Below are 21,649 nucleotides of genomic sequence, written 5' to 3'. Positions count from 1 at the left end.
TCCGTGTCATCCGCTCGCCGTCCGCTGCTGACCGCCACCGCCGCGGCCACTCTGTTGTGTGCGTTGTGGTTCGTCCCGTCCGCCAACGCGTCGCAGGACTCCTCGGACAGAGCGAGTACGGAAACCTCCACGACACACCTGACCCAGCAGGCCAGGGCGGTGTCGCAGGCGACCGCCGAGACCGCGCAGGAGGCGGCGGACGGCACCGAACTCGCCGACACCGGAAGCATCGACACCACGCCGTACGTCGTCGGCGGCACCCTCTTCCTGGGTGTGGGCGCCGGCTTCGTGGTGTATTCGGTGCGCCGGGAACGCATGGGCTTTTAATTTGCCTTGACGAACCTTTGACGTTTCACACATAGTGCGCCCATGAAGAGATCATCGGGCGTGCGGCTGTGCGCCACCGCAGCTGTGGGTGCGCTGTCGTTCGCCCTCGTCACGGGCTGTTCCGGCGGGGACTCGAAGGACTCCGGTACGGCCGCGAAGGCCCTGAGCGCCGCCGAGTTGAAGAAGCTGATCATCGCCGAGGGCGAGGTGCCCGGGTTCACGGTGGGAGCCGTGCCGGCCGCCCGGGCCAAGGCGATCACCACCGACAGCGCGCGGTGCCGGCCGCTGGTCCGCGTGCTGAGCGGGCTCCCGCCGGTCGACGCGGCGGCCAGGACCGACCGTCTGGCCACGGAGAAGCAGAAGAAGGACCCCGCCGCCAAGCCGACCTCCCTGGACGACCTCGACGAGGGGAAGTTCGAGGAAGCGATGCACAAGTCCCTTGACCGGGACCTCACCACGGTCACCCTGGCCTCGTACGACGGGGAAGGCGCCGAGAAGGCCCTCGCGTCCGTGTCCACCGCGGTGAAGGACTGCGCGAGCGGCTTCCCCGCCCAGCAGGCGGGGACCAAGGTGCAGTTCTCCAAGGTTGCCGAGGAGGAGGCGACGGGTGCCGGGGACGGGTCGGTGGCGTTCACCGCGACGATGGACTCGGACGACGGAGACGCGGCTCCCGTCCACGCCGAGGTGCTCCGGCGCGGGAACAACCTGTCGGTCTACTTCACCTCGAACCTGGGCGCGATGATGGCCAAGAAGGCGTACACGGTGTCGCCCGAGGTCGTCAAAGCCCAGCAGGCCAAGCTGAAGTGACATGACGACAGGGGCCCCGCACAGGGCAGGGCCCCTGTTTCTCGCGCGGAGACGTTACTGCAGCGGGCCGGTGACCGACTCCACCGCGGTGACGAGCCGGCCGTCGCGCACGAACGCGTCGGCGGCGGCCAGGTCGGGCGCCAGGAACCGGTCCGGGCCCGGGCCCTGCACACCGGCCGCGCGCACGGCCTCGATCACGGCCTGGGAGGCGGGCGCCGGGGTCAGGCCCTCGCGCAGCTCGATGGCGCGGGTGGCCGCGTACAGCTCGACGGCGATGATCCGGCCGAGGTTGCCGACGGCGGTGCGCAGCTTGCGCGCGGCCGACCAGCCCATGGAGACGTGGTCCTCCTGCATGGCGGAGGACGGGATGGAGTCCGCGGAGGCCGGTACGGCGAGCCGCTTCATCTCGCTGACCAGCGCGGCCTGCGTGTACTGGGCGATCATCAGCCCGGAGTCCACACCCGCGTCGTCGGCGAGGAACGGCGGCAGACCGTGGCTGCGGTTCTTGTCCAGCAGCCGGTCGGTACGGCGCTCGGCGATGGAGCCGAGGTCGGCGGCGGCGACGGCGAGGAAGTCCAGGACGTAGGCCACGGGCGCGCCGTGGAAGTTGCCGTTGGACTCCACGCGGCCGTCGGGCAGCACGACCGGGTTGTCGACGGCGGAGGCCAGCTCCCGCTCGGCGACCAGGCGGGCGTGCGCCATGGTGTCGCGCCCGGCACCGGCGACCTGCGGGGCGCAGCGCACGGAGTAGGCGTCCTGGACGCGGGGGGCGTCGTCCTGGTGGTGCCCGGTGAGCTGCGAACCCTTCAGGACGGCCAGCATGTTGGCGGCGGAGGCGCCCTGGCCCGGGTGCGGGCGGATGGCGTGCAGCTCGGGGGCGAGCACCTTGTCGGTGCCGAGCAGGGCCTCCAGGCTCAACGCGGCGGTCACGTCGGCGGACTTGTACAGGGTCTCCAGGTCGGCGAGGGCCATGATCAGCATGCCGAGCATGCCGTCGGTGCCGTTGAGGAGGGCGAGGCCCTCCTTCTCGCGCAGCTCGACCGGCCTGATCCCGTGCTCGGCGAGCAGCTCGCCGGCGGGGCGGACGGTGCCGTCGGGCCCTTCCGCGTCCCCCTCGCCCATCAGGGCCAGGGCGCAGTGGGACAGGGGGGCCAGGTCGCCGGAGCAGCCGAGGGAGCCGTACTCGTGCACGACCGGGGTGATTCCTGCGTTCAGCACGTCGGCCATGGCCTGCGCGACCTCGGGCCGGACGCCGGTGTGTCCGGAGCAGACGGTCTTCAGCCGCAGGAACATCAGGGCCCGTACGACCTCGCGCTCGACCCGCGGGCCCATGCCGGCGGCGTGCGAGCGGACGATGTTGCGCTGCAGCTGGGCGCGCAGTTCCTGGCTGATGTGCCGGGTCGCCAGGGCGCCGAAGCCGGTCGAGACGCCGTAGACCGGGTCCGGCTTGGCCGCCAGCGCGTCCACGATCTCGCGGGCCGCCGCCAGGGCCGCCACCGCCTCGGCCGACAGCTCGACGCGGGCACCGCCCCGCGCCACGGCGAGCACGTCGGACGCCGTGACACCCGACGTCCCCACCACCACAGTGTGCATATCCATATTCAGGAGCGTACGCATTGAATGCGGAGATGTCACTAGTGGAGTACGGGAGCGACCCTTACCGATCCGTGTGGCCTTCGCCTCAACCGCGGAACTACGGCCGGCGCCCCCGGAACCGGCGCCGCTCGGCAGGCGACACATGCGGCGGCTCGTCGGCCAGCCGTACGACCGGATCCTCCGGCCCGCCCCGGCCCGCCACCACCGGCCGGTCGGCGCCCAGGGCCTTGGCCCGGTACTGGGCGGCGTCGGCGAGCCGGAACAGCCGCCGCGCGTCACCCACCTCCCCGATCGGATCCTCGGTCGAGGCGACCCCGCACGCCACGCCTTCCCCCAGCTCCAACCCCCCCGCCCTGCGGCACAGTTCGTCGGCGGCTTTGACCACGTCGTCGGCGGGCGGACCGACGGCCAGCAGACAGAACTCGTCCCCGCCGAGCCGCGCGACCAGCGCGCCCGGCACCATGGCGCCGCACAGCGACAGCACCGAGCCGAAGCGCTCCAGGAGCCGGTCGCCGACGGCGTGCCCGAGGGTGTCGTTGACCCGCTTCAGCCCGTTGAGATCGCACACGACGAGGCTGACGACCAGGCCCTCCGTACGGTGCCGCTCGACCGCCTCCTCCAGGCGTACGTCCACGGCCCGGCGGTTGGCGAGTCCGGTGAGGGCGTCGGTGTACGCGAGCCGGCGGGCCTCCTCCAGCCGCTCGGTCTGCGCGAGCCCGGCGGCGACGACGGCGGCCAGCACGGTCGCGAAGTCGGCGTCGGCCGGGTCGAACACGGGGGCCTTGACGGGCCGGGCGACGTACAACTCACCCCAGGCCCTGCCGTGCAGCACGACCGGGGCGACCACGCAACAGCCCCGGCCGCGGCGGCGCAGGGCGGCGACCCGATGGTGGAAGTAGCCCGGGGTGCCGGCGGCCGTCCCCTCGGCGGTCTCCACCCACGCGTTGGGGCCACCCCCGCCGGCCCACCGCTCGTGCAGGAACTCGGTGATCTCCGGGAACTGGTGCACCGGGTAGGCCTCGGACTCGGGGAACTCCTCCTCGTCCGGGCGCCTGTCCCCCACGTTCACGAGGACGCGGAGCCGGCCGAGCTCCCGCTCCCACACCGACAGCGCGGCGAAGTTGCCGTCCAGCGCCCGGCAGGCGCCGAGTGCGGCGGCCTGCCACGAGTCCCGCGGGGTGTGCGCCGCCGCCATCCCCTGCGCCAGCGCCACCACGGCGGCGAGCCGCTTGTCCTCAGCCATTACTCCAGGTTAGGGAGGATTTGGGGTAATCGGGACATTGGTGGGGCGATCGGTGGATGGACCTTACGGCTGCCGGCCCGGGGCCGCGCGGGACCAGCGCCAAGTGTGGGCGCGCCGTGGCCGGTCGCACCCACGTGGCGGAGCCACATATCGACAAAGCCCCGCGCCCCTTCGGGGCGCTTCACTCACCGGGCCACTCCGGCTTGCGCTTCTCGTTGAAGGCCGCCACTCCCTCCGCCCGGTCCCCGGAGAACGCCACGGTCCGCCACGCCGCGTCCTCGACCTCCAGGCCCGCCCGGAGGTCCAGGCCGTGACCGAGGCGCAGTGCGCGCTTGGCGGCCCGGAGGCCGACCGGTGAGTTGCCGGCGATGCGGGCGGCCAGGTCCAGCGCCTCCTCCCGGTCCCGGCCTTCGTCCACCAGCCGGTCCACGAGCCCGAGTTCAGCCGCCTCCGCAGCCTCCACCCGCCGGGCCGAGAAGATCAGCTCGGCCGCCCGCGCCGCGCCGATCCGCCGCGGCAGTAGCTGCGTACCGCCGCCCCCGGGAATCACGCCCACGGACACCTCCGGCAGCCCCACCACCGCCGTACGGTCGGCCACGATCAGGTCGCAGGACAGGGCCAGCTCGAAACCGCCGCCCAGCGCGAAGCCGTGCACCGCCGCGATGGTCGGCATCGGCAGCTCAAGCACCCCGGTGTACGCCCCGCGCGTCACCGGCCGCTGCCGCAGCAGATCCGCGTCGCTGAAGGAGTTCCGCTCCTTCAGGTCCGCGCCGACGCAGAACGCCCGCTCGTGGGACGAGGTCAGGACCACCACGCGCGCGTCCCGGTCACCGGCCAGCGCCGTGCACGCGGCGGAGAGGGAGCGGGCCATCTCCGTCGAGACCGCGTTCATGGCCTTGGGCCGGTCCATGACCAGCTCCGCGACATGCCCGTGCCGCCGCACCAGCACGAACTCCCCGAACCGCTCCTCGCTCATGGCACCCTCCGGCTCACGTGTTAACGCGGGTTAACGCACTCTCGGCCCGATCATCGCAGCCGTACCCGATCCCGGGAAAGTCCAGGGGGCTACGCCCGTTCGAGTGACATCCCGGCCGTCTCACCCCACATCGCCCACAGGACCGCATAGCGTGCGTCCGCCACGGCATGCCCGGGGCGCGGCCGGAAGGGGAACCGGGGAGGGGAACCATGGCACCGATACGTGCACAGGCCCGTACGGCACGGACGGCAGAGGGCCCGGAGCGGGAGCCGGACGACCGCGGCGAGCCGGCGGGTGCGCCCGGCGTACGCCGCGGGCGGCACCGCAAACCGCGCCCGCGCAAGGTCCTGCTCGCCGCCGGCGGTCTCGCCCTCGCGGCGGGCGTGCTCAGCCTGGTCCGGGTCTCGCCGGAGTCGGGGGTCGGCGCCCCGGACACGGCGGAGGCCGAGCCCCGCGCAGGCGCGGGCGCGGGCGGCACCACGGACCACGCGTCGAACACCGCCGCCACGATCTCCGCCGACCCCACCGCACTGCCCTCGGCGACTTCCGTCATGGGCGGCAGAAGCCCCGCGCCGACCCCCACGGACACACCCACCGGTCCGGCCGCGCCCAAGGCATCCTCGGGGGGCACCGGCACCGCCGCACCGACCGCGACCGCCTTCCCGACCGCTCCGGGCGCCACCGCCGGCACCACACCGCGGCCCTCGGCGACGACGTCCGCCCCGCGCCCGGCCCCCACGACCGCCCAACCCACACCGACCACGCCGGCGCCCAGCCACAGCACGGCGGAACCGGGCCCGGGCGGGCTGTGCGTACCGGTGCTGGGCCTGTGCGTGGACGTCCACTGAGGAGGTGCGCGCGCCTACGGCTGGCCGTCGCGGCGGGCCAGCAGCCAGGGCTCGACCACGCCGAGCCCACGCACCGGGCGCTGCCACATCGGCTGGAGCGCGAAGCGGTACTTAGGCGGCTCCTCGCCCTCCTTCTCGGCGGCCGCCGCGGCCTCGGCCGCCTCCGCCTCGGATGCGGGCGCCTCGCCGGTACGGATCAGCTCCTCGGCGAAGTCGCTGTCCACCAGCACGGCGTCCCGGGGCGCTATGGAGGTCAGCCGGGAGGCCAGGTTCACCGTCGTACCGAACACATCACCCATACGGGTGGTGACCGTGCCGAACGCCATGCCGACCCGCAGCTCAGGCATCGTCTCGTCGTTCGCCAGCGTCTCCACCAGCCGCAGCGCGATGTCCGCGGCGATACCGGCGTCGTCCGCCGCGTAGAGCACCTCGTCGCCGAGGGTCTTGATGAGCCGGCCGCCCCGCGCGGCCACCAGGTCGGCGGCGGTGGTCTCGAAGGCCTCGACCAGCTCCCCGAGCTCCTCCTCCTCCATCCGGCGGGTCAGCCGGGTGAACCCCACCAGGTCGGCGAAGCCGACGGCGAGCCGCCGGTCGACCATCTCCTCGTCGTCCGCCGACTGCACGACCCGCCCGGCCGATGCGGCGAGCTGGCGCCGCCACACATAGACCAGGAACTCCTCCAGCTCGGGCAGGAGCAGCTCGACGATCGGGTACGTCACCTCGGTGCGGGTCATCCCCGGCTCGGGCGGCTCGGTCAGGCCCTCCAGGAAGGAATCCATCTGCCACTCGGCCAACCGGGCGGTGGTCTGCCCGGTGGACCGCGCGACCTGCACCGCCATGGCCTCGCTGAGCAGCCCCGCCTCGACCAGACCGGCGAGCCGGCGCAGGGCGAGCACATCGGCCTCGGTCAGCGCCTTGGCCTGCCCTATGTCCGCGAACCCCATCGCCCGCCAGAACCGGGACGCCAGCTCCATGGAGACACCGGCGCTACGGGCCGCCTGGAACGGCGTGTAGCGGCGCTCGGCGCCCAGGATGAGCTGTTCGAGGCGCAGGGCCAGCGGGTCCTCGCCCGGGTCGGCGGCGTGGGCGTTCCCCCGCTCTTGGAGAGGGTCCACCCGGCCGTCCGCGTCCGCGCCGGAGCCCGTGTCGTCGACGGTCACGCCTGCTGCCCTTCCGATCTGCCGCGGTCACGTTTCGACCGGCCTCAACTCTACGGCAGGTGTGCGCCAGCTCACTCCGTTGGGTTGGGCCGACGGTCCACTTCCCGGTGCCGGACGCGCTGACCGGTGTTGCCGCCGGCCACCCCGGGGGGTTACGCCCCCAGACCTCCGCATCGGGGCAGGTCCGGGGATGCCCTCTCCGTCGCCTGCCGCGGGTCCATCGTGGCCGCTCGCGCAGTTCCCCGCGCCCCTGCGGGGCGCTGCCGTGCTGTCGGCCTCACAGCCACGGCGCCGCAGCCGCCCACGGCGGGAAGGGGACGTGTCGGGGGGTGTCCGCCCGCAGCGGTTGGCGCGTCAACACCGGGCCCTCCACGGCTGGCCGATTCCGCGCCGTTCCGAGGACGGACACCCTCCGGCGCGGCCCCGACCCCAAAACCACACTAGGCGCTTCGCGCACCCGCACCCGCACCCGGCCGCAGATGCGCCGCAGATGCGCCGCAGGCATCCACGCGCACCCCCATACAGACGCAGAGACACCTCAGGCATCGCCACCCAGCCCGCAGAGACACCACAGGCATCGCCACCCAGCCCGCGCAGACACCACAGGCACTCGCTCACGCAGGCCGCAGATGCACGATGTCCCCCGCCCCCACGGGCTCCTGCACCCCCGCCTCCGTCGCGATGACGAGCCGCCCGTCCCCGTCGACCGCCACCGCCTCGCCCACGATCGACCGCTCCCCCGGCAGCTCGGCCCGCACGGTGCGCCCCAGTGTCGCGCACCCCGCCGCATAGGTCTCCTGAAGGCCGCTGACCGCAGGGTCACCGCCGGCGCCCCGCCACCGCCCGTACCAGTCCTCCAGCGCCCGCAGCACCGCCCGCAGCAGCGGATCCCGGTCCGTCGAGACCGCCCCGGCCAGCGCCAGCGACCCCGCCTGCGGTACCGGCAGCTCCTCCGCCCGCAGCGTGACGTTGATGCCGACGCCGATGACCACACCGTCCTCACCGGCCCGCTCGGCGAGGATGCCCCCCGCCTTGCGCTCCTCGCCCGCCACGGTCACCAGCAGGTCGTTCGGCCACTTCAGGGCCGTGTCCACGCCCGCCGCCCGGGACAGCCCGGTCGCCACGGCGACACCCGTGAGCAGCGGCAGCCAGCCCCACCGGGCCACCGGCACCTCGGCGGGCCGCAGGAACACGGAGAAGAACAGGCCCGAGCGCGCCGGCGCCGTCCACCGGCGGTCCAGGCGCCCCTTGCCCGAGGTCTGCTCCTCGGCCACCAGCACCGCCCCCTCGTCCGCCTTCCCGGCGGCGGCCCGGGCGACCAGGTCGGAGTTGGTGGAGCCGGTGCGCTGCACCACGTCCACCGCGCTGTACAGGCTCGCCCCCCGAACCAGCGCGCGCCGCAGTGCCGCGGCGTTCAGGGGCGGACGGTCCAGGTCGGACCAGCGGCTGTCATCTGATGCATTGTGCGGCGTCATGCAAGTCACCCTAGGTGTGGGAAACGCCGCACTGCCGACCCACAGGCCCAGCACTACTCTACGGATGAGTAACCGTCCCCCCCTTTTGAGCAGGCAGGGAGCCGCATCCCGATGTCCGAGCCGGAAGAGCGTCAAGAGATCCACGAGACCCAAGGGATCGATATCCACACGACCGCGGGCAAGCTCGCGGATCTCCAGCGCCGCATCCACGAGGCGACGCACGCCGGCTCGGAACGCGCCGTCGAGAAGCAGCACGCCAAGGGCAAGCTGACGGCACGTGAGCGCGTCGAACTCCTCCTCGACGAGGGTTCCTTCGTCGAACTCGACGAGTTCGCCCGGCACCGCTCCACCAACTTCGGCCTGGAGAAGAACCGGCCGTACGGGGACGGCGTGGTCACCGGCTACGGCACCGTGGACGGCCGCCCGGTCGCCGTCTTCTCGCAGGACTTCACCGTCTTCGGCGGCGCCCTCGGCGAGGTCTACGGCCAGAAGATCGTCAAGGTCATGGACTTCGCGCTGAAGACCGGCTGCCCGGTCATCGGCATCAACGACTCCGGCGGCGCCCGCATCCAGGAAGGCGTGGCCTCCCTCGGTGCCTACGGCGAGATCTTCCGCCGCAACACGCACGCCTCCGGTGTGATCCCGCAGATCAGCCTGGTCGTCGGCCCCTGCGCGGGCGGCGCGGTCTACTCCCCGGCCATCACCGACTTCACGGTCATGGTCGACCAGACCTCGCACATGTTCATCACCGGCCCGGACGTCATCAAGACCGTCACCGGCGAGGACGTCGGCTTCGAGGAGCTGGGCGGCGCCCGCACCCACAACACCGCCTCCGGCGTGGCTCACCACATGGCGGGCGACGAGAAGGACGCCATCGAGTACGTCAAGCAGCTGCTGTCGTACCTGCCGTCCAACAACCTCTCCGAGCCCCCGGTCTTCCCGGAGGAGGCGGACCTCGCGGTCAACGACGAGGACCGCGAGCTGGACACCGTCGTGCCGGACAGCGCGAACCAGCCGTACGACATGCACACGGTGATCGAACACGTGCTGGACGACGGCGAGTTCTTCGAGACGCAGGCCCTGTTCGCGCCGAACATCCTCACCGGCTTCGGCCGGGTCGAGGGCCACCCGGTCGGCGTGGTCGCCAACCAGCCGATGCAGTTCGCCGGCTGCCTCGACATCGACGCGTCCGAGAAGGCCTCCCGGTTCGTGCGCACCTGCGACGCCTTCAACGTCCCGGTGCTGACCTTCGTGGACGTGCCGGGCTTCCTGCCGGGCGTCGACCAGGAGCACACCGGCATCATCCGGCGCGGCGCCAAGCTGATCTACGCCTACGCCGAGGCCACCGTCCCCCTGATCACCGTCATCACCCGCAAGGCCTTCGGCGGCGCCTACGACGTCATGGGCTCCAAGCACCTGGGCGCCGACCTCAACCTGGCCTGGCCGACCGCCCAGATCGCCGTGATGGGCGCCCAGGGCGCGGTCAACATCCTGCACCGCCGCACCATCGCCGAGGCGGAGTCCGCCGGAAAGGGTGAGGGCACCCGGGCCCGGCTGATCCAGGAGTACGAGGACACCCTCCTCAACCCCTACATCGCGGCCGAGCGCGGCTACATCGACGCGGTGATCATGCCGTCCGACACCCGCGCCCACATCGTCCGCGGCCTGCGTCAGCTGCGCACGAAGCGGGAATCCCTCCCTCCGAAGAAGCACGGCAACATCCCCCTCTAAGGAGCCGCTGTGACGATCAGAGTCGTACGGGGCAACCCGACCCCGGAGGAGCTGGCCGCCGCCCTGGCGGTGGTCCGCGCCCGCGCCGCGGCGGCCGCAGCGGCACCGCCCGGCGCGAAGGGCCCGAAGGACGCGTGGTCCGACCCGAGCAGGATCGCCGCCGCCCACCTGCCCAAGCCCGGGCCGGCGTCCTGGACCCGCACCTACTGGCCGAGCTAGGGGCAACACCCCAGGGGCGCGGGGCTGTGTCGACACGCGGCTCCGCCGCGCGGGCGCACAGGGGTACGGCACCGGGCGCCAACCTGAGTAGCAGTACTCAGGCGCCCACCCCCCACAAACCCGCACGCTGGACGAGTGCTGTGGTCAGACCCCGAAAACGAGCCGCCGAAGGAAATGCGCGACGCGCATGACATGCTCCGGCGGCTCGGCTTTCTCATGGCCCTGGCCATGGTCCTGATCATGCTGGTCATCGGCCTGAGGTGAGCCGGACAGGCGCCCGCTGGCTAGTCTGACGGCATGACTTCCAAGCCACGCCGCCGCTTGATCCTCGCCTCCCAGTCCCCCGCCCGCCTGGGCCTCCTGAGGCAGGCCGGCCTCTCACCGGAGGTGATCGTCAGCGGGGTCGACGAGGACGCCATCACCGCCCCCACCCCGGCGGAGCTGGCGCTCGCCCTGGCCGAGGCGAAGGCCTCGGTCGTGGCCGCGAAGCCGGGCGTGCAGGGCGCCCTGGTGATCGGCTGCGACTCGGTGCTGGAGCTGGACGGGCAGGCCCTCGGCAAGCCCGCCGACGCCGAGGAGGCGACCGCCCGCTGGAAGGCGATGCGCGGGCGCGCCGGGACCCTCCAGACGGGGCACTGCATCTGGGACACGGCGGCAAAGCGGTACGTGTCCGGGACCGCCTCCACCGTGGTGCTGTTCGGTGAGCCCAGCGACGAGGAGATCGCGGCGTACGTGGCCTCCGGCGAGCCCCTCGACGTCGCCGGGGCCTTCACCCTGGACGGCCGTTCGGCGCCGTTCATCGAGGGCATCGAGGGCGATCACGGCAACGTGATCGGCATCAGCCTGCCCCTGGTGCGCAAGCTGCTCGCCGAACTGGGCGTCGCCATCACGGAGTTGTGGTCGCCGGAAGAGTGACCTGGCCGGGCACGGAGTCCCGCGGCTCGTCGTCCCCGTCCTGCGGCTCGTCCGTGCGCGGGGCCGGCGAGGCCGCACCCGGAGCCGTGACCGGCCCGGGCTCGGCCTCGGCCTTCGGGTCGCCGCCGTCGCCCGCACCGCCCGCGGCCGCGGCCGGCTGCGGGCCGCCGTCACGGTCGTACGTCATCAGGAGCAGGACGACGAGGCCGAGCACCGCCACCATGAACAGGAACGCCGTCCAGCCGACCAGGCCCCAGGCGAAGGCGCCCAGCAGGCCGTGTACGACCGCCACGCTGATCAGCAGGACGCGGCCGAAGCCCGCGGGGGCCCGGTTGCGTATCGCGACCAGGACGGCCACCAGCGCGCACAGCGCGAAGTAGAGGCCGAAGACGAGGCCGCCGATCTTCGAGGACGTCGCCATCACGTTCGGATCGAGTCCGGCCAGGGACATGTCCTGGCGGTCGACGACCACGCCGAGGAACCAGTTCAGCGCCGCGATGAAGAACGCCTCCGCCAAAAGGACTATCGCCACGACCCATGCCACCGGTCTGCGCACCACCGGTCCCCACCCACTCTCAAGCCACGCCGCTGTTACCCCAGGTACGTTCGGGTCGTCATGAACGCTACTAACGGGTAAACCGTGGGACAAGGGTTCGCGCGGCAGCAAAGAATCATTGGGCCATTCGTAGGGACTCCACAAAGAAACAGAGTGGGGCGCAGCACGCTCTCACAGAGACCTTGACCACATGGCGAGGCTAGGGTTTCCCGGAGGAGCCCTGCGTACCGAGGTGCGACAAGGCTTTTCGCGGGTCGAGCGAGCCTCGCATCACGCTCCGTGTGGGCAAGCTCACCATTGGGGACGGGTCGAAGTGCCGTGTCGGCAGTCCCTAAACTCGGCTTGTTTCAAGGAGGGAGCCTCAATCGTGCGCAAGGTGCTCATCGCCAACCGTGGCGAAATCGCTGTCCGCGTGGCCCGGGCCTGCCGGGACGCCGGGATCGCGAGCGTGGCCGTCTACGCCGACCCGGACCGGGACGCTCTGCATGTCCGCGCCGCGGATGAGGCGTTCGCCCTGGGCGGTGACACCCCGGCCACCAGCTACCTGGACATCGAGAAAGTCCTGAACGCGGCGCGCGAGTCCGGCGCGGACGCGATCCACCCGGGATACGGCTTTCTCTCGGAGAACGCCGACTTCGCCCAGGCGGTCCTGGACGCGGGCCTGATCTGGATCGGGCCGCCGCCGCAGGCCATCCGCGACCTGGGTGACAAGGTCGCCGCCCGGCACATCGCCCAGCGCGCCGGCGCCCCGCTGGTGGCCGGCACCCCGGACCCCGTCTCCGGTGCCGAGGAGGTCGTGGCCTTCGCCGAGCAGCACGGCCTGCCGATCGCGATCAAGGCCGCCTTCGGTGGTGGCGGCCGCGGCCTGAAGGTCGCCCGCACCCTCGAAGAGGTCCCCGAGCTGTACGAGTCGGCGGTCCGTGAGGCCGTCGCCGCGTTCGGCCGCGGCGAGTGCTTCGTCGAGCGCTACCTGGACCGCCCCCGCCACGTGGAGACGCAGTGCCTGGCGGACCGGCACGGCAACGTGGTCGTCGTCTCCACCCGTGACTGCTCCCTGCAGCGCCGCCACCAGAAGCTGGTCGAGGAGGCCCCGGCGCCGTTCCTGTCCGACGAGCAGGTCGCCGAGCTGTACCACGCCTCGAAGGCCATCCTGAAGGAGGCCGGCTACGTCGGCGCCGGCACCTGTGAGTTCCTGGTCGGCCAGGACGGCACGATCTCCTTCCTGGAGGTCAACACCCGCCTCCAGGTCGAGCACCCGGTGACCGAGGAGGTCGCCGGCATCGACCTCGTGCGCGAGATGTTCCGCATCGCCGACGGCGAGGAGCTGGGCTACGACGACCCGGAGCTGCGCGGCCACTCCTTCGAGTTCCGCATCAACGGTGAGGACCCGGGCCGCAACTTCCTCCCGGCTCCCGGCACGGTCACCCGGTTCGACGCCCCCTCCGGCCCCGGCGTCCGCCTGGACGCCGGCGTCGAGGCCGGCAGCGTGATCGGCCCGGCCTGGGACTCCCTGCTCGCCAAGCTCATCGTCACGGGCCGCACCCGCAAGGAGGCCCTGGAGCGGGCCGCGCGCGCCCTGGACGAGTTCCAGGTCGAGGGCATGGCCACCGCGATCCCCTTCCACCGCACGGTGGTCAGGGACGCGGCCTTCGCCCCCGAACTGACCGGCTCCACCGACCCGTTCACGGTCCACACCCGCTGGATCGAGACGGAGTTCGTCAACGAGATCAAGCCGTTCGCCACCCCCGCCGAGGCCGAGGCGGAGGAGGACGCGGGCCGCGAGACCGTCGTCGTCGAGGTCGGCGGCAAGCGCCTGGAGGTCTCCCTGCCGGCCTCCCTCGGCATGTCCCTGGCCCGCACCGGCCTCGCGGCCGGCGCCAAGCCCAAGCGCCGCGCGGCCAAGAAGTCCGGCCCCGTCGCCTCCGGTGACACCCTCGCCTCCCCGATGCAGGGCACGATCGTCAAGGTCGCGGTCGAGGAGGGCCAGGAGGTCAAGGAGGGCGACCTGGTCGTCGTCCTGGAGGCCATGAAGATGGAACAGCCCCTCAACGCCCACAAGGCGGGCACCATCAAGGGCCTGAGCGCGGAGGTCGGCGCGTCCGTCACCTCCGGCGCGGCGATCTGCGAGATCAAGGACTGAAGTCCCGCCGAACAAAGCTGAGTTGGCCCCCGGTACGCACCGGGGGCCAACCGCCTTTCCGGGCCCTAAGCTGGCCGCGTGGACTTCGTCTTCACCGTCACCAGCACCGGCCACGCTCAGGCCGAAGAGCTGCTCCAGTGGTTACGACAGGATGCGACCGTACCGCCGTGGTCCAGCCAGACGGTCGAAGGCCGGGACAGCGTGGACCTCCGGATCAGAGGCGACATCGACACGGCGGCCCGGTTCGCACAGTCTCTGATCGACTGGCGGAACGAGCTCGCCCGGACCACCACCATGTTCGTCACCGTGGACGCGTCCCCCACGACGAAGTTCAGCGCCTTCCTGCCCTCCGACGCGACCGATCTCGAGCTCAGGGCCCGGATCTCCCAGTTGGTCGATGACGCCACCCATGACGGGGCGCCCGAGACCGTCAACCTCATCGAAGGGCCGGGCAGCTTCGGCACCCCGGTCCAGCCGGTGGGCCACACCTCCCCCGGCCCCGTCCTGGACCCCGACGACGACTGGGCGCGGGACGCGGGGGAGTCGTAGCCCGTGGGAGACATCGCCAAGGGCGCACTGGGTGGGGGCTGGACGCTGCTCGTCGGCTGGATCCTGCCGACCGCGCTGAATCTGGCCGTGTTCCTGTTCGCGGTCGAGCCCAGCCTGCGCCGCCCCGCGCTCCTGGCCGGGCACTGGCCGGCGACGGGAGGCCATGCCGCCCTGCTGCTCCTGGTCGCGGCCGTCCTGCTCGGGCTGGTCCTCAACGCACTCCAGACCCCCCTCTACCGCTTCCTGGAGGGGTACGCGCTGTGGCCGGCCGTGGCGTACGAGCGTGGCTGCCGGGTGCAGCGGGCCCGGCGTCAGCGCATCGCCGACCGGCTGGCGGCCACCTCCGGCACCGCACCGATCCGGCGGGCCCTGCTCGCCGAGAAGCTGAGCCGCTATCCGGTCGGCGACGAGCAGATCGCCCCGACCCGGCTCGGCAACGCCATCCGCCGCTTCGAGGAGTACGGCCACGACCGCTACCGGCTCGACACCCAGGTCCTGTGGAACGAGCTGACCAGCGCCGCCCCCGAGTGGACCCGCAGACAGAACGACACGGCCCGCACCAACGTCGACTTCTTCGTGGCCCTGCTGTACGGCCATGCGGCGGTGGCCGGTTCGGCGCTGGCCGCGCTGGCGTCCGGCCGGGCCGACCGCCCGGTGCTGGCCGTCACGGCCGTCGTACTGACCGCCCTGATCCCTGTCTGGTACCACGCGGCGGTGGCCGCCACCGACGAGTGGGCGGCGGCGGTACGCGCCCTGGTCAACCTCGGCCGCAAACCCCTGGCCGAGGCGCTCGGCCTGATCCTGCCGGCCGACCTGGAGGACGAGCGCACCATGTGGCAGCTGGTGACCCGCATGTCCCGCCGCCGGTACGCCCCGGCGGCCCGCTCAGCCTTGGCCCCGTACCGATCAAACCCACCTGAGGACCGACCGGCCTAGAGGGGCGCGGGACCGTATTCGACAGGCGGCCCCGCCGCGTGGGCGCGAGCGACCACGAAGCGCCCGCACCCGCCCCACGACCGAGCCCCTACGGCGATCAGGCCCCTCACCGCCGCCGCATATCAGCGACGCGCCCCCGCTCCACCCCACTATGCTCGCCCAACCCCGCAGCCGACCTCGGCGGGGAGGAACCCGGCACATGTCCCCTGCGTGGCCCCGGCAGGGGAGCGCGCCGCGCCGGGGCCTGCTCACCCCCCGGAGGGGCTCCGTTCGCCCCGGCGACGGCGATCTGCACCCCCTGGTCGGCAAGGGCCTGCAACTCGGTGGCGGCGCGGTCGTCGTGGGTCGGGGGTTCGTCGGTGACCAGGCGGGTGATGAGGTCGGTCGGCACGGTCTGGAACATCGTGTCCGTGCCGAGCTTGGTGTGGTCGGCGAGGACGACGACCTCCGCGGCGGCCTGGACGAGGGCCCGGTCGACGGACGCCGAGAGCATGTTGGACGTGGACAGCCCACGCTCGGCGGTGAGTCCACTCCCCGACAGGAAGGCCTTGGACACCCGCAGCCCCTGCAGGGACTGCTCCGCGCCGGAGCCGACGAGTGCGTAGTTGGAGCCGCGCAGGGTGCCACCGGTCATCACGACCTCCACGCGGTTGGCATGGGCCAACGCCTGAGCCACCAGCAACGAGTTGGTGACGACGGTCAGCCCGGGCACCCGCGCGAGTCGGCGGGCCAGCTCCTGCGTGGTCGTACCGGCCCCGACCACGATGGCCTCGCCCTCTTCGACGAGGCCCGCCGCGAGGTCGGCGATGGCCGTCTTCTCGGCGGTCGCGAGATGCGACTTCTGCGGAAAGCCGGATTCTCGCGTGAACCCGCCCGGCAGTACCGCACCGCCGTGCCGGCGGTCGAGGAGTCCTTCTGCCTCCAGTGCCCGCACGTCCCGCCGTACGGTCACTTCGGAGGTCTGGACGACACGGGCGAGCTCACGGAGCGACACGGCACCGTTCGCTCGCACCATTTCGAGGATCAATTGGCGACGTTCAGCAGCGAACACGAAACTGACAGTAACCCCAGCGACCGTCTGGTTTCAGCAGTTTGCGCCGAATAAACGAAGTTGTTCGCATGACAGGGCGGGAAGTGATATAGGACCTATCCGCCCTGACTATGCCGTACGCAAACGCGGCAACTCCCCGTGACCAGCGGGAAGTCGGAACCGGCCGTCAGGCCTCCACGCCGGTCTTACGGGTGTGGAGCTGGCGGGCCACCTCCGCGATCGACCCCGAAAGGGAGGGGTACACGGTGAACGCGTTCGCGATCTGTTCGACTGTCAGATTGTTGTCGACGGCGATCGAGATGGGGTGGATGAGTTCCGAGGCGCGCGGCGCCACGACCACACCGCCGACGACGATCCCCGTACCCGGCCGGCAGAAGATCTTCACGAAGCCGTCCCGGATGCCCTGCATCTTGGCGCGCGGGTTGCGCAGCAGCGGGAGCTTCACGACCCGGGCGTCGATCTTGCCCGCGTCCACGTCGGCCTGCGTGTAGCCGACGGTCGCGATCTCGGGGTCGGTGAAGACGTTGGAGGAGACGGTCTTCAGGTTCAGCGGGGCCACCGCGTCGCCGAGGAAGTGGTACATGGCGATACGGCCCTGCATGGCGGCGACGGAGGCGAGCGCGAAGACGCCGGTCACGTCGCCGGCCGCGTAGACGCCCGGAGCGGTGGTCCTGGACACCTTGTCGGTCCAGATGTGGCCCGAGTCGCGCAGCTTGACGCCGGCCTCCTCCAGGCCGAGGCCCGCGCTGTTCGGGATGGCACCGACGGCCATCAGGCAGTGGGTGCCGCCGATGACGCGCCCGTCGGCCAGCGTCACCTCCACCCGGTCCCCGACCCGCTTGGCGGAGGCGGCACGGGAGCGGGCCATGACGTTCATGCCACGGCGCCGGAAGACGTCCTCCAGCACGGCGGCGGCGTCCGGGTCCTCACCGGGAAGGACCCGGTCCCGGGACGACACGAGCGTGACCTTCGACCCGAGGGCCTGGTAGGCACCGGCGAACTCGGCACCGGTCACACCGGAGCCGACCACGATCAGCTCTTCCGGCAGCTCGGTGAGGTCGTAGACCTGGGTCCAGTTCAGGATGCGCTCGCCGTCGGGCTGGGCGTCGGGCAGCTCGCGCGGGTGACCGCCGGTGGCGATGAGGACGGCGTCGGCGGTGAGGGTCTCCTCGGTGCCGTCGGCGGCGGTGACGACGACCTTCCGGGACCCGTCGAGGGCCTGCATGCCGTCCAGCCGGCCGCGGCCGCGCATGACCCGGGCGCCGGCGCGGGTGACGGAGGCGGTGATGTCGTGCGACTGCGCGAGCGCGAGCCGTTTGACACGCCGGTTGACCTTCCCGAGGTCCACCCCGACCACCCGGGCCGCCTGCTCCAGCGGCGGGGTGTCGTCGGCGACGATGATCCCGAGCTCTTCGTACGACGAATCGAAGGTGGTCATCACCTCGGCCGTAGCGATGAGCGTCTTCGACGGCACGCAGTCGGTCAGCACCGACGCTCCGCCCAGACCGTCGCAGTCGACGACGGTCACCTCCGCACCGAGCTGGGCGGCTACCAGGGCCGCTTCGTATCCGCCGGGTCCGCCACCGATGATCACGATCCGAGTCACGTACTCCATTGTCCCGCACGCTTCAAGGTGCTATTGCCCGGGGGCACGCGGAAGCTTCCCCTGGGACGCAAGTGACTCGCGTTCCCCCTGCCGTACCCTCTCCCCATGTCGCTCTATGCCGCGTACGCAGGCAACCTCGACGCGCGCCTGATGTCCCACCGCGCCCCGCACTCCCCGCTGCGCGCCACGGGCTGGCTGAACGGCTGGCGGCTGACGTTCGGCGGCGAGCAGCTGGGCTGGGAGGGCGCGCTCGCGACGATCGTCGAGGACCCGCTCGCGCAGGTCTTCGTCGGCCTGTACGACATCGCACCCCTGGACGAGGAGTCCCTCGACCGGTGGGAGGGCGTGGGACTGGATGTCTACCGCCGGGTACGCGTGCGCGTGCACACCCTCGACGGCGAGGAGTCCGCGTGGACGTACGTCCTGAACGGTTACGAGGGCGGCCTGCCCTCCGCCCGCTACCTGGGCGAGATCGCCGACGCGGCGGAGTCGGCCGGGGCGCCCCACGACTATGTGATGGAGCTCCGCAAGCGCCCTTGCTGAGCGCAGAGGGCTCACAGGGGACACAAAGCCCCCGCGTCACGGGCTTCGTCGGATACAACAAGACAACGAAAGCAGTCCCGTGACGTCCGTCATCTACGCGCGTAGGCGCAGACCGGCTACTCTCAAGCACGTGAACGCATCTCTTCTTCCGGACGACATCCAGGGCGACCCGTACGCCGCCGCCGACGCCGCCGCCGCGCGCCTGCGCGAACTCACCGGCGCCGAGACCCACGACGTCGCCCTCGTGATGGGCTCCGGCTGGGCTCCGGCCGTCGACGCCCTGGGCGCACCCGACGCCGAGTTCCAGGTCACCGAGCTGCCCGGCTTCCCGCCGCCGGCCGTCGCGGGGCACGGTGGCAAGGTCCGCTCGTACTCCTTCGGTGACAAGCGGGCGCTCGTCTTCCTGGGCCGCACGCACTACTACGAGGGCCGCGGCGTCGCCGCCGTCGCCCACGGCGTCCGCACGGCCGTGGCCGCCGGCTGCAAGACGGTCGTCCTGACCAACGGCTGCGGCGGCCTGCGCGAGGGCATGCGCCCTGGCCAGCCGGTCCTGATCAGCGACCACATCAACCTCACGGCCACCTCCCCGATCGTCGGCGCCAACTTCGTCGACCTGACGGACCTCTACTCCCCCCGCCTGCGCGCGCTGTGCAAGGAGATCGACCCCTCCCTGGAGGAGGGCGTCTACGCGCAGTTCCCCGGCCCGCACTACGAGACCCCGGCCGAGATCCGCATGGCCCGCGTCATCGGCGCGGACCTGGTCGGCATGTCCACGGTCCTGGAGGCCATCGCCGCCCGCGAGGCGGGCGCCGAGGTGCTGGGCATCTCCCTGGTCACGAACCTCGCGGCCGGCATGACCGGCGAGCCCCTCAACCACGAGGAGGTCCTCCAGGCGGGCCGCGACTCGGCGGCACGGATGGGGGAGCTGCTGGGCCAGGTGCTGGGGAAGCTGTAAGCGGACGCAGGCGCTGCGGCGCCGGTGGCGTGGCTCCCGTGCGTTCACCTCTCGGCCGACGGTTTCAGGTGGGCGGGTGGGCATACGGGGGTCCGGGGGCGGTGCCCCCAGTGGACCAGGCAAACACGGAGAGGTTGATCCCAAGGTGCACGACGATCTCATCGCCCGGGCCGAGGCATGGCTCGCCGAGGACCCCGACCAGGAGACCCGCGACGAACTCGCCAAACTGATCGAGGCCGGTGACGTCGACGAACTGTCGGCCCGCTTCAGCGGCACCCTCCAGTTCGGCACCGCAGGTCTCCGCGGCGAACTCGGCGCCGGCCCCATGCGCATGAACCGCAGCGTCGTCATCAGGGCAGCGGCCGGCCTCGCCGCGTACCTGAAGAACAACGGCCGCACCGGTGGACTCGTCGTCGTCGGCTACGACGCCCGCCACAAGTCCGCCGACTTCGCCCGCGACACCGCCGCCGTGATGACCGGCGCCGGCCTGCGCGCCGCCGTACTCCCCCGCCCGCTGCCCACCCCGGTCCTGGCGTACGCCGTACGGCATCTCGGCGCGGTCGCGGGCGTGGAGGTCACCGCCAGCCACAACCCGCCCCGGGACAACGGCTACAAGGTCTACCTCGGCGACGGCTCCCAGATCGTGCCGCCCGCCGACGCGGGGATCGCCGCAGAGATCGACGCGATCGCCTCCCTGAACGACGTACCCCGCCCGGAGTCCGGCTGGGAGACCCTGGACGAGTCGGTCCTGGACGCGTATCTGGCCCGTACGGACGCCGTCCTCGCCGAAGGCTCCCCCCGCACGGCCCGCACCGTCTACACGGCGATGCACGGCGTCGGCAAGGACGTCCTGCTGGCCGCCTTCGCCCGGGCCGGCTTCCCGGAGCCGGTGCTGGTCGCCGAGCAGGCCGACCCCGACCCGGACTTCCCGACGGTCGCCTTCCCCAACCCGGAGGAGCCGGGCGCGATGGACCTGGCGTTCGCCCGGGCCCGTACGACCGACCCGGACCTGATCATCGCCAACGACCCGGACGCCGACCGCTGCGCCGTGGCCGTCAGGGACGGCGCGGACTGGCGGATGCTGCGCGGCGACGAGGTCGGCGCCCTGCTCGGCGCCCACCTGGTCCGCCGGGGCGCGACCGGAGTGTTCGCCGAGTCGGTCGTCTCCTCCTCCCTCCTCGGCCGGATCGCCGAGAAGGCCGGGCTGCCCTACGAGGAGACGCTGACCGGCTTCAAGTGGATCGCCCGCGTGGACGGCCTGCGCTACGGCTACGAGGAGGCCCTCGGCTACTGCGTGGACCCCGAGGGCGTGCGCGACAAGGACGGCATCACCGCCGCGCTGCTGATCACGGAGCTGGCCTCCGGCCTCAAGGAGGAGGGCCGTACCCTCCTCGACCTCCTGGACGACCTCGCCGTGGAGCACGGTCTGCACGCCACCGACCAGTTGTCGGTCCGTGTGCAGAACCTCTCGCTGATCGCGGACGCGATGCGGCGCCTGCGCGAGCAGCCGCCGATCGAGCTGGCGGGGCTGGCCATCACCGACGCCGAGGACCTCACGCGGGGCACCGACAAGCTCCCGCCCACGGACGGCCTGCGCTACGCCCTCGACGGCGCCCGCGTGATCGTCCGCCCGAGCGGCACCGAGCCGAAGCTGAAGTGCTACCTGGAGGTCGTCGTACCGGTCACGGACCACGCCGCCCTCCCGGCCGCCCGCGACCGCGCGACGGACCTCCTCACCGCGATCAAGCGCGACCTGTCGGCGGCCGCCGGCATCTGATCCGTACGACACCGATGGGGTGCCCCCGGCCCGGGGGCACCCCATTTCGTCATTCCTGAACTCCCGGGAACAGGACGGCCGTTCACCGCTCGCCCCGTGGTCGCGCGCTCCGCGGCCGACGACACCGAGGCAGCACCCCTCTAATACTGCAACCGCATCTGGGGGTTGTGGCCTCGACGTTTGTAGTGGGAACGGCGGGCTCGGGCCTGGCTGTGTCTACGGAAGTGTGACCAGTGCAG

19 protein-coding genes and 1 pseudogene are annotated in these 21,649 nt (G+C 72.1%); 12 read left to right on the top strand and 8 right to left on the bottom strand.

All coding sequences use genetic code 11. The annotated features are described in order from the left end of the window. Nucleotides 1–3 precede the first annotated feature (3 nt). Nucleotides 4–327, top strand: coding sequence for an LPXTG cell wall anchor domain-containing protein (locus tag AB0M27_RS14730; protein WP_365721559.1), 324 nt, complete (start codon nt 4–6; stop codon nt 325–327). A gap of 42 nt (nt 328–369) precedes the next feature. After that, nucleotides 370–1,134, top strand: coding sequence for a hypothetical protein (locus AB0M27_RS14725; RefSeq protein WP_365721557.1), 765 nt, complete (start codon nt 370–372; stop codon nt 1,132–1,134). Nucleotides 1,135–1,188: 54 nt separating this feature from the next. On the opposite strand, the gene hutH is transcribed toward AB0M27_RS14725, so the two are convergent. The 3 genes from hutH to AB0M27_RS14710 form a co-directional block, all read right to left on the bottom strand. Beyond that, nucleotides 1,189–2,727 (bottom strand): histidine ammonia-lyase, encoded by a 1,539-nt coding sequence (gene hutH, locus AB0M27_RS14720; RefSeq protein WP_365721930.1) that lies wholly within the window; start codon nt 2,725–2,727, stop codon nt 1,189–1,191. 100 nt (nt 2,728–2,827) lie between these two features. After that, nucleotides 2,828–3,973, bottom strand: coding sequence for a GGDEF domain-containing protein (locus AB0M27_RS14715; RefSeq protein WP_365721555.1), 1,146 nt, complete (start codon nt 3,971–3,973; stop codon nt 2,828–2,830). Nucleotides 3,974–4,154: 181 nt separating this feature from the next. Then, nucleotides 4,155–4,949 (bottom strand): enoyl-CoA hydratase-related protein, encoded by a 795-nt coding sequence (locus AB0M27_RS14710; protein WP_365721553.1) that lies wholly within the window; start codon nt 4,947–4,949, stop codon nt 4,155–4,157. Between the two features lie 209 nt (nt 4,950–5,158). On the opposite strand from AB0M27_RS14710, the gene AB0M27_RS14705 reads away from it, so the two are divergent. Continuing rightward, on the top strand, nt 5,159–5,797 hold the full coding sequence (locus AB0M27_RS14705) for a hypothetical protein (protein WP_365721551.1): 639 nt from the start codon (nt 5,159–5,161) through the stop codon (nt 5,795–5,797). Nucleotides 5,798–5,811: 14 nt separating this feature from the next. On the opposite strand, the gene AB0M27_RS14700 is transcribed toward AB0M27_RS14705, so the two are convergent. Further along, nucleotides 5,812–6,957 (bottom strand): adenylate/guanylate cyclase domain-containing protein, encoded by a 1,146-nt coding sequence (locus AB0M27_RS14700; RefSeq protein ID WP_365721549.1) that lies wholly within the window; start codon nt 6,955–6,957, stop codon nt 5,812–5,814. A 614-nt stretch (nt 6,958–7,571) separates the two neighbouring features. Then, the gene (locus AB0M27_RS14695; RefSeq protein ID WP_365721547.1) at nt 7,572–8,432 is read right to left on the bottom strand and encodes a biotin--[acetyl-CoA-carboxylase] ligase; all 861 of its coding nucleotides are present in this window, start codon (nt 8,430–8,432) and stop codon (nt 7,572–7,574) included. Nucleotides 8,433–8,543: 111 nt separating this feature from the next. Between AB0M27_RS14695 and AB0M27_RS14690 the strand changes: the two genes are divergently transcribed. The 3 genes from AB0M27_RS14690 to AB0M27_RS14680 all read left to right on the top strand — a co-directional run bounded on the left by AB0M27_RS14690 (nt 8,544) and on the right by AB0M27_RS14680 (nt 11,297). Further along, nucleotides 8,544–10,163 (top strand): acyl-CoA carboxylase subunit beta, encoded by a 1,620-nt coding sequence (locus AB0M27_RS14690; protein WP_365721545.1) that lies wholly within the window; start codon nt 8,544–8,546, stop codon nt 10,161–10,163. Between the two features lie 9 nt (nt 10,164–10,172). After that, nucleotides 10,173–10,382, top strand: coding sequence for an acyl-CoA carboxylase epsilon subunit (locus AB0M27_RS14685; protein WP_365721543.1), 210 nt, complete (start codon nt 10,173–10,175; stop codon nt 10,380–10,382). Between the two features lie 297 nt (nt 10,383–10,679). After that, nucleotides 10,680–11,297 carry a nucleoside triphosphate pyrophosphatase gene (locus AB0M27_RS14680; RefSeq protein ID WP_365721541.1) on the top strand — a complete coding sequence of 206 codons (618 nt, stop codon included), beginning with the start codon at nt 10,680–10,682 and terminating at the stop codon, nt 11,295–11,297. 172 nt (nt 11,298–11,469) lie between these two features. On the opposite strand, the pseudogene AB0M27_RS14675 reads toward AB0M27_RS14680, so the two are convergent. Continuing rightward, a pseudogene (locus tag AB0M27_RS14675) lies at nt 11,470–11,856 on the bottom strand (hypothetical protein); the annotation flags it as partial. Between the two features lie 364 nt (nt 11,857–12,220). On the opposite strand from AB0M27_RS14675, the gene AB0M27_RS14670 reads away from it, so the two are divergent. The 3 genes from AB0M27_RS14670 to AB0M27_RS14660 all read left to right on the top strand — a co-directional run bounded on the left by AB0M27_RS14670 (nt 12,221) and on the right by AB0M27_RS14660 (nt 15,478). After that, entirely contained in the window at nt 12,221–13,993 is a 1,773-nt protein-coding gene (locus AB0M27_RS14670) for a biotin carboxylase N-terminal domain-containing protein (RefSeq protein ID WP_365721539.1), read from the top strand. 78 nt (nt 13,994–14,071) lie between these two features. Then, the gene (locus AB0M27_RS14665) at nt 14,072–14,542 is read left to right on the top strand and encodes a hypothetical protein (protein WP_365721537.1); all 471 of its coding nucleotides are present in this window, start codon (nt 14,072–14,074) and stop codon (nt 14,540–14,542) included. Nucleotides 14,543–14,545: 3 nt separating this feature from the next. Further along, nucleotides 14,546–15,478 carry a hypothetical protein gene (locus AB0M27_RS14660; RefSeq protein ID WP_365721535.1) on the top strand — a complete coding sequence of 311 codons (933 nt, stop codon included), beginning with the start codon at nt 14,546–14,548 and terminating at the stop codon, nt 15,476–15,478. Nucleotides 15,479–15,584: 106 nt separating this feature from the next. Here AB0M27_RS14660 and AB0M27_RS14655 read toward each other — a convergent pair whose 3' ends face one another. Both AB0M27_RS14655 and AB0M27_RS14650 read right to left on the bottom strand, forming a co-directional pair. Next, nucleotides 15,585–16,529, bottom strand: coding sequence for a DeoR/GlpR family DNA-binding transcription regulator (locus AB0M27_RS14655; RefSeq protein ID WP_365721533.1), 945 nt, complete (start codon nt 16,527–16,529; stop codon nt 15,585–15,587). 166 nt (nt 16,530–16,695) lie between these two features. Next, complete coding sequence (locus tag AB0M27_RS14650) at nt 16,696–18,144, bottom strand: NAD(P)H-quinone dehydrogenase (protein WP_365721531.1); 1,449 nt, start codon at nt 18,142–18,144, stop codon at nt 16,696–16,698. Nucleotides 18,145–18,240: 96 nt separating this feature from the next. Here AB0M27_RS14650 and AB0M27_RS14645 point away from each other — a divergent pair, with 96 nt between their 5' ends. From AB0M27_RS14645 to AB0M27_RS14635, 3 genes are all read left to right on the top strand, one after another. After that, entirely contained in the window at nt 18,241–18,678 is a 438-nt protein-coding gene (locus tag AB0M27_RS14645; RefSeq protein WP_365721529.1) for a gamma-glutamylcyclotransferase, read from the top strand. Nucleotides 18,679–18,808: 130 nt separating this feature from the next. After that, the gene (locus tag AB0M27_RS14640; protein ID WP_069779055.1) at nt 18,809–19,633 is read left to right on the top strand and encodes a purine-nucleoside phosphorylase; all 825 of its coding nucleotides are present in this window, start codon (nt 18,809–18,811) and stop codon (nt 19,631–19,633) included. A 145-nt stretch (nt 19,634–19,778) separates the two neighbouring features. Continuing rightward, complete coding sequence (locus tag AB0M27_RS14635; protein WP_365721527.1) at nt 19,779–21,410, top strand: phospho-sugar mutase; 1,632 nt, start codon at nt 19,779–19,781, stop codon at nt 21,408–21,410. The last annotated feature ends 239 nt before the right edge of the window (nt 21,411–21,649 follow it).

This window comes from Streptomyces sp. NPDC052107, from assembly GCF_040680215.1.
Taxonomy (GTDB): domain Bacteria; phylum Actinomycetota; class Actinomycetes; order Streptomycetales; family Streptomycetaceae; genus Streptomyces.
Note: the sequence above shows the minus strand (reverse complement) of the source record. Positions and strands in the feature narration are given on the sequence as shown.